This is a genomic window from Acinetobacter sp. NyZ410, assembly GCF_022828975.1.
Classification (GTDB): domain Bacteria; phylum Pseudomonadota; class Gammaproteobacteria; order Pseudomonadales; family Moraxellaceae; genus Acinetobacter; species Acinetobacter guillouiae.
In genome coordinates this window covers 3,828,905-3,841,275 of the sequence record NZ_CP094620.1, presented here as the reverse complement: position 1 = coordinate 3,841,275, position 12,371 = coordinate 3,828,905, and the positions used below count along the sequence as shown (strand labels likewise).

The following is a 12,371-nucleotide window of genomic DNA, read 5'->3' as shown; positions in this document are numbered from 1 at the left end:
TTATCTGAACAGTATCATAGACACGATTAGAGGTATATTTTATTCCATGAGGTTATCACGATGCATACAACAGATCATACACAGCAAGAAAAAGTGATTTTAATTACAGGCGCTTCTCGCGGGATTGGTGCATTTACTGCCAGCTTATTGGCACAGCAAGGCCATAAGATCATTATCAATTATGCCAGTAACGATAAAGAGGCGGAGCATGTCTTGAGCAGTATTCAAGCGTTAGGTGGAACAGCGAGTCTCTTTAAAGCCAACATCAGCCATTCCAATGAAGTGACTGCATTATTTGATTATGCAATTCAAACCTATGGTCGATTGGACGTGCTGATCAATAATGCAGGGATTTTGAAATTAAGTAAGATTGAACAATTAGACGATGAAAGTATTGATCAAGTTTTAGCAATTAATATTAAAGGCCCCTTATATACCATGCGTGAAGCTGCTAAGCGACTGCAAAAGGGCGGTAAAATTATTAATTTATCCAGCAGTGTGGTGGGGATGAAACTCGGAACCTATGGTGTTTATACTGCATCAAAAGCTGCTATTGAATCTTTAACGGCTATTTTAGCCAAAGAGTTAAGAGGAAAAAATATTACGGTAAATGCAATTGCACCTGGGCCTACGGCAACAGAGCTTTTTCTTGAAGGCAAAAGTGATGAATTGATTGCTCAGTTGAGCAAAGCTGCACCTTTAGAGCGTTTAGGCACTGTAGAAGATATTGCCGCAGTGTTGGATTTCGCCGTAAATGAGGCGAGTAATTGGGTCAATGCCCAAGTCCTTCGGGTCAATGGTGGGATCGTTTAATTGCATAGGGAAAATCCTGACCCAAGTCTTTAATTGGGGCGATAGAGGATAATCACTTTATTTATCTGCTACCGCCCCAGATTCTGATGAGATCAAGACCTGTGCGAATCAAGGCTATACAAATTATTTTTTATAGGCTTTCGCTTGGGTTATGTATTTTTTCATTTCTTCATCTGGAACCATTCCTCCTCCAGTCCCCCAGACAATATGATTGGCATTTTCCAGTTGCTGTTGGCTAAAGTGATGTAGTGCGGCATAGTTTTGATGTTGATTGGTCAAAATTGGCCCAAGCATACCCGCCAGCGCAGAAGGTTCTAATTTAAGCTGTTCTGCATCATTGAGCATGCCCAAGAGTACATACATGGTTTCATCCGTTAATGTATAAAAACCGTCTAATAATCTTTGCATTGCTCGACCCACAAAGCCAGATGCTCGCCCAACAGCGAGGCCATCAGCAGCGGTGATATTGTCTATACCCAGATCTTGAACTGAAATTTCATCATGTAAACCTGTTGCAACACCGAGTAACATACAAGGTGAATGGGTTGGCTCGGCAAAAATACAATGTACATGATCACCAAAGGCCATTTTTAAGCCAAATGCAACGCCACCGGGGCCTCCCCCAACACCACAAGGTAAATAAACAAATAAAGGATGTTGTTGATCAACCAAAATATTTTTTTGTTCTAATTGTTGTTTTAAACGTTGCCCAGCAACTGCATAACCTAAGAATAAGGTTTGTGAGTTTTCATCATCGATAAAAAAACAGTTTGGATTTTCTAATGCTGCCTTTCTGCCTTGTTCTACGGCAACACCATAATCTTCAGCATATTCAACTACTGTGACATTGTGCGCACGTAACTTATCTTTCTTCCATTGACGTGCATCTGCTGACATATGCACAGTCACATCAAAGCCTAATTTTGCACTCATAATGCCAATAGAAAGGCCTAAATTTCCGGTAGAACCGACCGCAATACTGTATTGACTAAAAAACTGTTTAAACTCTGGACTATCCAGTTTTGCATAATCATCTTCAATGTTTAGGCGTTGTGCTTGAATCGCAAGTTTTTCAGCATGACAAAGTACTTCATAGATGCCACCACGCGCTTTAATTGATCCCGATATAGGAAGATGGCTGTCTTTTTTAAGCCATAACTGACCATGGATCGATTGTCCAAAATACTGTTCCAACTGTTGCTGCATTTGAGGAATCGCTGCCAGTTCGGATTCTATAATACCTTGAGATGCCGCTGTTTCTGGAAAGGCTTTCATCAAATAAGGTGCAAAGCGTGTCAAACGTGCACTAGCATCATCAATATCTTTTTGGTCCAACCCGACATAGGGCAGCCCTTCTACCAGTGAGGTAAAATTGGGATTAAACCACGCCACTTCTTTGAGTGCGATAAGGTCTTTAACAATCGGATATTGGGCAATCAGCTGATTAATCTGTTGAGCGTTCATAAAATACTCCTAAAGGCTTAAATAAAATGAGAAAGCAGGAAGGTGCAGCCCAATGCGGTGAGCGAGGCAAGAAAAGTTGCAGAGGTATAGTATTTAAAGGTTTAGTTTAATGTAGCACCACAGTATTGTTTGACTAACCAAAATAGAGAGTCGGTCACAATGGTAAAACCGATGGCACCTGAACCAATCGCAATCGCCATGATTTCAGGACTAATATCCGGATAGAGCGGTAACATTGGCGCTACGATTGCAGTTGCGCCCATCATTGCAACAGTGGCAGAGCCTACAGCTGCATGTAAAATCAGCGCAACCAACCAAGCGAGTAAAATTGGATGCATATGCAAGTGGGAAAGCGTGACAGCCATTGAGTCAGCTAAACCACTGGCTTTTAAAATACTGTTAAATGCACCGCCAGCCCCAATGATGAATAAGATGTTGGCAATTGCAGAAAATGAGTCTTCTGTGGCTTTTAATAAGCTTCCCATCTGCATATTACGGCGTAGACCAAGGGTGTAGTAAGCAACAAATACCGCAATAAACATGGCGGTGATCGGATTGCCGATAAAGCCTAAAATATGTGAAAGCTGAGTGGATGTATGGGGATTTAATTCAGCCACAGTTTTGATTAACATTAATCCGATTGGAAGAAATACCGTAAATAAGGTGATTTTTAAAGAGGGTAAGCTATGTTCTTCTTTCAGGGCGAGCTTTGAAAACTCGACAGGTACTGCTTTAAACGGTAAACGTTGACCAACTAATTTTAAAAACAGTGGGCCACCAACCAGTGCGGCTGCTAAACCCACCATTAAGCCAAAAATAATCACGGTACCGACATCAGCCCCTAGTTTATTGGTGACATAAAGTGCGGCAGGGTGTGGCGGTACCACACAATGTACAGCCATTAATGCTGTGCATAATGGAATCGCCAATTTAAACAAAGAGGTTTTGGTATGCTGCGCTATAGAAAAAGCCAAGGGAATTAATAACACCACACCAACTTCTACAAATAAAGTGATGCCACAAAATAGCCCAATCAGCACCATGACCACATCACTGGATATCCAGTGACACCGTTGCAAAGACAGGGCGATACGTTCAGCAGCGCCAGAGATTTCCATCATTTTGCCGAGAATGGTACCCAGTGCAATGACTGTGGCAAGGAAACCCAAGGTGCTTCCAATCCCATTTTCAATTGCATTGACCATATCCAGTAATGGCATTTTCATTGCTACACCGACAAAGAAGCTTGCCAGAAGCAAAGCTAAAAAGGGATGCAGTTTAAATTTTAAAATAGTGAAAATTATTAACCCGATACTGGTTAATAATATACCGACATCCACGAAATTGGTTTCCATACCATATATCTCTGTGACAAAAGTTGTTCTTTGTCTATTGAAGTTAAACCAGAGAAATCCGTCAAACGATCATATTTGATCTACGGGTTAAAATAATTCACTTGAAAAATAAATCCTAAATAAATTTTGATTTTTAAATGATTTATACGTTATTTATATGGGCATAGGACAGCAAGAAGCATGTGATCAATCATTTTGTTTCAGCAAAAAGGAAAAAGGCATGACCAACGCACATAAAAATCTAACCGGTTTTCAGCTCTCAAAACTGTATACATTTGAAGTTGCGGCTAGACATGAGTCTTTTGCACTTGCTGCTGAAGAATTGTCTTTAACCCCAAGTGCGGTAAGTCACCAAATTAATTTGTTAGAAAAAGAACTTAATATCAAACTGTTTTTACGTTTGCATCGTAAAGTAAAGTTAACCACTGAGGGACAGCGGATTTTAGCTGCTTTACAATTTTCATTAGACTCGTTAAACGTTGAAATTAAGGCACTGCAAAATCAGCAACTTGTTGGCTCACTCACGATTTATGCAAGACCATCGATTGCTCAGTGTTGGTTAGTGCCTCAATTGCCTGATTTCATCCAACGCTATCCATTGATCCAACTCTCAGTTTTAACGGGTAATGAGGATGTAAATTTTCAACGTAGCGGAATTGATATTGCGCTTTATTTTGACAATCAACCGTCTTTTCAGTTGAATTATCAGTATTTAATGGACGAATATATTATCCCGGTATGTAGTCCTGCATATGCGGAAAAATTTAACCTCTACGATCATCTAGACAACTTAAAAAACTGCACATTGCTCCATGACTGCCAAGCATGGAGTAACGGCACAGGCGCAGATGAATGGAACAGTTGGACGCAGCATTTTAATGTAAATATGGATCATTCTTCAGAGATGAGTTTTGACCGATCTGATCTGGCTTTGATTGCTGCTAAAAATCACTTGGGTATTACCATGGGACGTAAAAAACTAGTAGAAAAAGACTTAGAAAGTGGTGAGCTAGTAATGCCATTTAAAAACATGTATTTAAAATGTGATCAGCACTACTATATTACATCATTGAAAAATAATGAATTACCTAAAGTTAAAGCATTTAGTGACTGGATAAAAGCACGAGCAAACTCAGAAATAGGGCATCAATGAAAAACTCTAAACCCTAGAAAAAGCCGAGCAAGCCTTAAATAAAAAATCACGAAATCAATTTTATGCTAAAACCTAAAAATTAATATTTTTTGCTGTTAGAGTTTTTATAATACTTGATTATTATGATTAATAGACTTCTTTCATAAGTCCTTTTTAAAACCATAAATAAACATAAAAGCGCCCTCATCCTAGCCTTCTCCCAAAGGGAGAATGAATTTTCAATACCAATATGCTTTACTTCACATGATCATTTTTTGATGCATGAAAGATCTTTAATATTTGAGTGTTTATATTTTAATAACGCCAATCAGAATAAAAAATAAACAAACCTAAATATAACGAGAAATTAAAGAGAAATAAAAAGGAAAGATGTAATAAGTTTTTATATTAACAATAGAATGATTGAGGTGGAAAAGCTAAATTGAAAATGACATTTTAAAATATAAACAACAACAAAATATACGAATTTTAAGACAGTAAGATCATCGAAAAATACAGATTCTCCCTCTAAAGTCATGTTCAAATATTTATAAAAAAGTGAAGTTTAATTATAAATATTTATTATTTTTCAATATTTTGATGGATTTTATTGAATGATGAAAAGCAGATCTAGCAACATTGTTATTGTAAATAAAATTGTAATTGATTATTATTCTCATTTGTTGATTGTGTGTGTATATTTGTAATCCATATTTTTACTTCTGATTTGAAGATATTGGATGACCTGAAATATACACATTTAATGATGATTAATATCATTGAATAAGGTTTCTCCCTCATCAATCTAAACCCTGTTGAGCTATATGAATAGGGGCATGATGAGGGTAATCGATATAACAAGTATCGCATTTAAATATTGATTTTTTAAACAGCAAAATGGAAAGAATTTTTTAATTCAACAAATATTCACCTCCAAGGAAACGAACATGAAAAAATTGGCGCTATGGATGACCAGTTTAACTGCAATGGCAACTGCTGGATCAGCGGTTGCTGCTACAGTCGATCAATCCAATGCTTATCAACAGGCATATGCATTATATGTGCTTTATCATCCTAATAATAAAGAGCAGAACAGTAGCACTTTAATTAAGCAATATACTCAGGACTATGCCGAATTGTTTAAGGCGAATAAAAAAGTCAATCAAGTGCAGTTTGTTCAATATGAGCAAGCCCGTTTAGAGCCATTACTTAAACAGCGCCGCGAAATGTCAGAAAAACAGGCGCATGTACGTTATGGCATTCTCGATAATAATAAAGACCAGAAACTGACCCTAAAGGAATTTCAGGAGACGGGTTTAAAAACCTTTAATGAGTTTGATAAAAACTTGGATGGTTTAGTAAATGCAGAAGATGCCAAATTAGCGGGCAATAGTAATGCAACGCATGATGGATTCCGCGTGAAACTACCAATTTCAATGCCCATGCCGAGTAACATCAACGAATTTATTAGCCAATATGGTCAAGGGAAAAACTATGTAACGCTTGGAGATTACCTCACAGCGCGTGACAAACAATATTTTGCAACCGATGCGAATGGTGATCATATTGTCACTGAGAAGGAATATGTGGATGAGTTTATGCAACGTTTTGATGCCAATATCGCAACAGGTAAAGTCAAAATGCAGGAAACGGCAGCACAACAATTTCAAGTGATTGGCAAAGGTAAAACAACAATTCAAGCCAGTGATATTCAACAATTTGCTAAAAATATGGATCAAGCGATCAGTCAATAAATTATCGCCAATAAGTGATAAACAGTTTCTCGGTCATCTTGAGGATGATCGAGAAATTTTTTTATTTAAAAGCGATAAGCTTTTGATAAGATTATAATAATTTTGAATTAAATTTTGTTTAAGATTTACCATATGTCCCATTTGACTATGTTGTGTAGTCTTATAAATGAGTTGGATAAATTAAAAAATTCAATTAAAAGGGCAAACTGAGCTCTCATTTTCTTTATTTTTTTGCTAAGATATTGTTAATAATTCTCATTCTCTTTAAGTATGTCTGATCCTATTAGCACACTATACCGTCATCACCATTCTTGGTTATATCAATGGTTAAAACGTCGCCTCAACCATAGTGAAGATGCCGCTGATTTAGCCCATGATACTTTTCTGCGTATCTTAAAGCGTAAAGATGAATTGTATTTTGATCAGCCGCGTGCAATTTTAACCACTGTTGCCAAGGGAATCTTGATTAATTGGTATCAACGTAAAGCGATTGAAAAATCCTATTTAGAGGCGCTTTCAAGCAGACCTGAATATGATGAAATTACACCTGAGCAAAAAATATCGGCAATTGAATCTTTATGTTTGATTAATCAATTACTCAATCAATTGCCTGAGCGCCAGCAACAGGTCTTTATTTGGTCACAATTAGAAGGGTTGACTCAACAGGAAATTGCAACACGCTTAAATATTTCTACCCGAACCGTGATGCGTGATCTGGTTTCAGTACTGAGTCAATGTTTAGCTGTTATGGATTAATGTCTGCATGTTGCATGATCAAATTTATCAAGAAACAGCGCAATGGATCATTAAAATCCAACACGCACCATTGAATGAAACTGAACAGCTTGAATTTGAACAATGGAAACAGCAAAGTTCCCAACACCAAGCTGCATGGTCTAAAGCCGAACGCTTATTGTATAGCCTTGAGGAATTTCCCGAAGATGGGCAGCAGCTGATTCAGCAAGGCAAGAAAAATGCCCAATTTAATTTAAACAAACAACTGGTGCTTGCCTGTTTTCTGTGTTTTGGCAGTGTCATGCTATGGAACTCGGATTATCGCTATATATGGTTATCGGATTATCGTACTGCGGTGGGTCAGCAGAAACAGCTTGAGCTGGAAGATGGGACACAACTTCAATTAAATACCCATACGGCTTTGGACGTGCGTTATACAGCACAACAACGTATTGTAAAATTACATTATGGTGAAATACAAATACGTACGGCCAAAGAAAAAAATCATGCTTATCGCCCATTCTTGGTCGAAACTGAATCGGCAAATCTGCAAGCACTTGGCACTGTATTTAATGTTCAGTATTTAAATAACAGTGAAAAGCAAACCTGTCTAGGCGTCATAGAAAGCGCAGTGAAAGTCAGCTTGAACCAGTCCAAACACACTAAAATTGTCCATGCTGGTGAGCAGCTCTGCTTTGATGATCGCAATTTTAAAGCATTACAAAGTTTAGATCCGAATATATTGGCATGGAAAAACCACATGGTCATGGCTTTTGAAATGCCGTTGGAAAAATTGCTTCAAGAAATTGGGCGCTATCAACACCAATATATAGATATTGCCCCTCAATTGAAGTCGTTAAAAGTTTCAGGTTCATATCCAGTCAATGACTTTGGCACCTTACAAACAGCATTGCAATTCAGCTATCCAATCAAAGTAGAACGTTATTTCGGGGATCGTGTGTTGAGCATTCAGCCTAAAGCTGAAAATCAGAAAAGTAAAAATAATTAAGAAATGATGTCAGTTTTTACAGACAAGGCGGGTAATACAGTTAAACCAAACAAACTGGAGAAAATTGATGAGCACGTCATTCACACTCAACCGCCTTGCATCTCGTTTAAAAACAGAGACAGCCAGTCAACATGAATATATGCATCAATTAATGGAAAAAGCCCAAGTATTTAAAGATGTCGCACATTATGCAAAATTTACTTTGTCACAGTATTATTTTCAAAAAAATGTCGAATATTTATTTCAACATCCCAAGGTTGCAGCCTTGATTTCTGATTTAGATATTCGTGGACGTTCGCAAGCAGCTTACTTAGACCTAGAAGACCTTCAGATCGAACCAGAATCGTTGGCCTTGGTTACTGAAACGATCGGCTTTCCTGAAGCGCTGGGTTGGATCTATGTATCAGAAGGTTCTACGCTGGGTGCAGCATTCTTATTTAAACAAGCCCAGCAAAATTTGGGGTTTTCTGCTGATTTTGCTGCAAGAAATTTAGCTGCTTATCCAGAAGGGCGGGCCAAAGTCTGGAAACACTTTATTGAGGAACTTGATCAGGCTGACTTTACTCAAGATGAGCAAGATCGCATCATTTACGCTGCTCAACAAGCCTTTGATTATTTTGGCGCATTATTAAAAGACATTCATTCAACATGAAGAAAGTGTCTTCTGTTAGCAATCACACACAAGGCAAAGACTTAACGCTGTTAGCGTCTTTGCCAGTAACGCCATCCGCAAATTTACATTCATCCTCAGTGGTGCGTGTGATCTGCATCATCTTGGCAATTTTGTGTCTTGTTCTCGCGGTGGTGGGCATTGTATTGCCAGGGATCCCAACTTTTGATTTCCTCTTTTTAGCAACGATTTTTGCCTCAAAAGGTTCAGCACGCTTGCATCGTTGGTTACATCAAAATCGTTATATTGCAATGTTGCTCTCACAGTATCGTGGCGGTTTTAAACAGATTTTGCGTTCACGTAAATGGATGATGACATTGAGTATTTTATTCGGTACGACAATGTTAATGGTGTCTTCACTGCATCTGCACTTAAAACTTAGCCTGTTGGTCATTTTGCTGATTGGGTTGATCTGGATTTGGACCAGACCAGAAAAAATATAAATTTTCATGTCATGTTTTAACAATTCACTGGGTAATGATTATTGAAAATGAAAATCATTCACAAGTGTGGGCGTTCCTATGAAGTTTAAAAAACAAACTCTGGCCATGTTAATACAGTGCTTTTGTATCAGTGGTGTTTATGCACAAATTACTCCCAATGTTTCAATGGCAGCGAAAAAAACGCCGGAAAAATATTATCAAATTTCAGAGAACCAATTGGGCTATGTGTTATCAAGTTTTGCAGCACAGTCGGGTATTGCCTTAAGTTATGATGCAAATATTTTAAAAGGGTTAAAAAGTAAAGGAATTACCGGGCATTATAGTGTAAAGCAAGGCTTCGATTATTTACTTACAGATCATCCTTTTCGGGTAGAGCAGCAAGGTGCGACTTATGTCTTAATTGCTGAATCTGGCTCAGCTAAACCGAATACAGAGAAAAACACTGCGATTGCAAATACAAGCACTCCGTTAAATAACACTTCGCTTTTCAATAATACGGACAGTGATGTTGTTACGCTTCCTCAGATTAAAGTCAATGCTGTACAACAAAAACAAAAAGTCAATACAACACAGCTGAATCGTGAACACATTAGCCGATTTAGAGGCACGGGGAATGGCGATGTGTTTTCTGATATCGCTGGTGTACAAGTCAATAGCCTACGTAACGAAGCGGGTGCAATTGATATTGGTATCCGTGGAGTACAAGGTGAGGGGCGTGTCCCTGTAATTATTGATGGTAGCCTACAATCCAGTCATACCTTTCGAGGCTATCAAGGAGAGAGTGACCGAACTTATATCGATATGGATTTGATTAGTCAGATTGAAGTCGAAAAAGGCGCATCGCGAGCGAAATTTAGTGTGGGCGGTATTGGCGGAATCGTTAAAATGCGTACCCTCAGTGCAAACGATATTTTGCTGCCTAATCGTCAATCAGGTGTCATGCTAAAAGGCAGTTTTTATAACAATAACAAAGCACCACAGACCTCAGATAATGAGCGTGAGCAGATGTCTTATCTGCTTCGTAATAAACTGTCCTCGAATAATTTTCAAAATGGCGCTGGCACAATCGCTGCTGCTTACCGGAATGATGTATTCGATCTGGTCGCTGCTTATAGTAAACGCGAAGTCGGTAATTACTATGCTGGAAAACATGGCATTGATTATTATGAAGCGCGCGATATTGTTGATGTTGGACCCGGTCAAGAGGTGGTAAATACCAGTTATAAAAGTGATTCAGGCATCATCAAAGCGGGTATGAATATTACAGACGAACATCGTGTTGAAGTGAATATGCGCCGCCATATGCAAAAAGCGGGTGAGGTCATGGCTTTTTATTGGAATAGATCGCAAGTGATTGATCCCAACTCTCCACCTTGGGGATACATCGATGGTGATTATGTTCTACCCAAATATATAGAGGGCGCATATACCATGCCACAATGGTCCCTTGGAACCGCAGCGATTAATGCATTCAGTGCCAACTATACCTATAAGCCCAAGAATAATCAGTGGTTTGATTTAGAGTTAGGGGTTTGGCATACCAATGCCAAATATCGCCAGCACAATGGCATGCTTGGCATCGCCAATTCACATTATGGCGATCAATATTGGGGAAGTTTTCAGGACTATCGTAGTGGGATTAATTTAGAAAACACCAGTAAAATTGATGCTTTAACCTTGAATTATGGTCTGACATATGACGAGCAACGGATGAAGCCACAAAATCTTATTGATACTGAAATCGCACGTGATGGATTACGTCAAGAGTCCTCTCTATTTCTCAATGGCGATTATATCTTTAAAGATTTTACCCTGAGTTTAGGCAGTAAATGGCATAAGGCAAAAGTTAAGGATTATGGAGACCAGTATGTCGCAATGAGACCGGTCGCCAATTCCGATTTAAATGACAAAGGCTATGCGCTTCGAGATTATGACGGAAAGATCGACTGGATGGCACAGCTGAATTATCAGTTGCTGAATGGTATTGATGTCTATGCAAAACTCTCCAATATGTACCGCAGTCCAAGTTTGTTTGAATCGACAGTTTCCAAACAAACCTTTAGTTATGATCCAGATTTGCCGATTAAATCAGAAAATTCTCGTCTTGTTGAGTTTGGTTTCATTGGGCACAACGATAACGTTTTCACTGAAGCAGATCAGTTAAAATTCAATATCAATTATTTCCGTAATCAAACCCAAAATTTCCTTACCCAAGGGGTCCAACGTAAAGATATTGTTAATGAGATTACGCCTGATTTTATTTTGCCTTATACCACCTCATATACTTTCCTAAATTATGAGCAAGTTGTATTGAAAGGTTTAGAGTTTAATCTTGCTTATCAGCATCCGAGTTTCTTTGTAAACATGAACGGAACTTTATATCAAGCACCGAAAGTATGCCCAGCAACGAAAGATGATTGTAATGAGGTCGGAGATTCTTGGAGTCTGATTTCAACACGCTTGCCACCACGTAAACTTTTTAATATTAGCTTAGGCAAGAGTTTGTTTGAAAATAAACTGAATGTGGGGGTACGTGCCAGATATCATTCTGAAAAGAAAAATCCTAAAGGTTGGTTACAGGGTACAGGGGTGAGTGGGCGTGCGGTGACCGAAATTTCTTCGGAAACCTTAGTTGATATTTTTGCGAGCTATAAACTGAATCCAAATCTAAATCTCTCGTTTAATGTTGATAACTTAACCAATCGTTATAACTTTGATCCTGGTACAGTGATCGGTATGCCGATTCCTGGCCGTACCATCAAAGCAGGGTTCGAAATGAGATTCTAGAATCATAAAACAATCAAATCGGCAAAACCCAACTGTAAAATATGAGTGAACAAAGTAGTGAAAAATCAGTAGCTCTAAATCAGTGGTTAGAATCACGCATTAAAAAATTGATAAAGTTCTATAGATATAGAACTTTATCAATAAAAAATTATATTCAAGCGATCTGATCATACATATAAGCTTAGACAGCAGCATGCTGGTTGTTCAGC

Annotated in this window: 10 protein-coding genes; 8 read left to right on the top strand and 2 right to left on the bottom strand. The window is 38.3% G+C overall.

What is annotated here, in order from left to right; genetic code table 11:
• Positions 1 to 60: 60 nt before the first annotated feature.
• A complete protein-coding gene (locus MTO68_RS18195; protein ID WP_244013786.1) occupies positions 61 to 813 on the top strand; it encodes an SDR family oxidoreductase in 753 nt (250 codons plus the stop codon).
• 123 nt (positions 814 to 936) lie between these two features.
• Here MTO68_RS18195 and MTO68_RS18190 read toward each other — a convergent pair whose 3' ends face one another.
• Both MTO68_RS18190 and dsdX read right to left on the bottom strand, forming a co-directional pair.
• Positions 937 to 2,277, bottom strand: coding sequence for a D-serine ammonia-lyase (locus tag MTO68_RS18190; RefSeq protein WP_244013784.1), 1,341 nt, complete (start codon positions 2,275 to 2,277; stop codon positions 937 to 939).
• A 101-nt stretch (positions 2,278 to 2,378) separates the two neighbouring features.
• Complete coding sequence (gene dsdX, locus MTO68_RS18185; RefSeq protein ID WP_244013782.1) at positions 2,379 to 3,632, bottom strand: D-serine transporter DsdX; 1,254 nt, start codon at positions 3,630 to 3,632, stop codon at positions 2,379 to 2,381.
• Between the two features lie 220 nt (positions 3,633 to 3,852).
• Here dsdX and dsdC point away from each other — a divergent pair, with 220 nt between their 5' ends.
• The 7 genes from dsdC to MTO68_RS18150 all read left to right on the top strand — a co-directional run bounded on the left by dsdC (position 3,853) and on the right by MTO68_RS18150 (position 12,162).
• Positions 3,853 to 4,785, top strand: coding sequence for a DNA-binding transcriptional regulator DsdC (gene dsdC, locus MTO68_RS18180; RefSeq protein WP_004717679.1), 933 nt, complete (start codon positions 3,853 to 3,855; stop codon positions 4,783 to 4,785).
• A 926-nt stretch (positions 4,786 to 5,711) separates the two neighbouring features.
• Positions 5,712 to 6,518: a hypothetical protein gene (locus tag MTO68_RS18175; RefSeq protein ID WP_004823491.1), complete on the top strand. Its 807-nt coding sequence runs from the start codon at positions 5,712 to 5,714 to the stop codon at positions 6,516 to 6,518.
• A 270-nt stretch (positions 6,519 to 6,788) separates the two neighbouring features.
• On the top strand, positions 6,789 to 7,274 hold the full coding sequence (locus MTO68_RS18170; RefSeq protein WP_239045089.1) for a sigma-70 family RNA polymerase sigma factor: 486 nt from the start codon (positions 6,789 to 6,791) through the stop codon (positions 7,272 to 7,274).
• Positions 7,275 to 7,281: 7 nt separating this feature from the next.
• Positions 7,282 to 8,262 (top strand): FecR family protein, encoded by a 981-nt coding sequence (locus tag MTO68_RS18165; RefSeq protein WP_244013780.1) that lies wholly within the window; start codon positions 7,282 to 7,284, stop codon positions 8,260 to 8,262.
• 67 nt (positions 8,263 to 8,329) lie between these two features.
• Positions 8,330 to 8,914, top strand: a complete 585-nt coding sequence (locus MTO68_RS18160; RefSeq protein ID WP_244013779.1) for a biliverdin-producing heme oxygenase — start codon at positions 8,330 to 8,332, stop codon at positions 8,912 to 8,914.
• Positions 8,911 to 9,375 (top strand): YbaN family protein, encoded by a 465-nt coding sequence (locus tag MTO68_RS18155; RefSeq protein WP_244013777.1) that lies wholly within the window; start codon positions 8,911 to 8,913, stop codon positions 9,373 to 9,375. The genes MTO68_RS18160 and MTO68_RS18155 overlap by 4 nt, the downstream gene beginning before the upstream one ends.
• A gap of 78 nt (positions 9,376 to 9,453) precedes the next feature.
• Complete coding sequence (locus tag MTO68_RS18150) at positions 9,454 to 12,162, top strand: TonB-dependent receptor (RefSeq protein WP_244013775.1); 2,709 nt, start codon at positions 9,454 to 9,456, stop codon at positions 12,160 to 12,162.
• Positions 12,163 to 12,371 lie beyond the last annotated feature (209 nt).

Bases quoted from the DNA above. Each gene is read 5' to 3' on its own strand.
- MTO68_RS18195 (WP_244013786.1), top strand. From the start codon at position 61: ATGCATACAACAGATCATACACAGCAAGAAAAAGTGATTTTAATTACA.
- MTO68_RS18190 (WP_244013784.1), bottom strand. From the start codon at position 2,277: ATGAACGCTCAACAGATTAATCAGCTGATTGCCCAATATCCGATTGTT.
- dsdX (WP_244013782.1), bottom strand. From the start codon at position 3,632: ATGGAAACCAATTTCGTGGATGTCGGTATATTATTAACCAGTATCGGG.
- dsdC (WP_004717679.1), top strand. From the start codon at position 3,853: ATGACCAACGCACATAAAAATCTAACCGGTTTTCAGCTCTCAAAACTG.
- MTO68_RS18175 (WP_004823491.1), top strand. From the start codon at position 5,712: ATGAAAAAATTGGCGCTATGGATGACCAGTTTAACTGCAATGGCAACT.
- MTO68_RS18170 (WP_239045089.1), top strand. From the start codon at position 6,789: ATGTCTGATCCTATTAGCACACTATACCGTCATCACCATTCTTGGTTA.
- MTO68_RS18165 (WP_244013780.1), top strand. From the start codon at position 7,282: ATGTTGCATGATCAAATTTATCAAGAAACAGCGCAATGGATCATTAAA.
- MTO68_RS18160 (WP_244013779.1), top strand. From the start codon at position 8,330: ATGAGCACGTCATTCACACTCAACCGCCTTGCATCTCGTTTAAAAACA.
- MTO68_RS18155 (WP_244013777.1), top strand. From the start codon at position 8,911: ATGAAGAAAGTGTCTTCTGTTAGCAATCACACACAAGGCAAAGACTTA.
- MTO68_RS18150 (WP_244013775.1), top strand. From the start codon at position 9,454: ATGAAGTTTAAAAAACAAACTCTGGCCATGTTAATACAGTGCTTTTGT.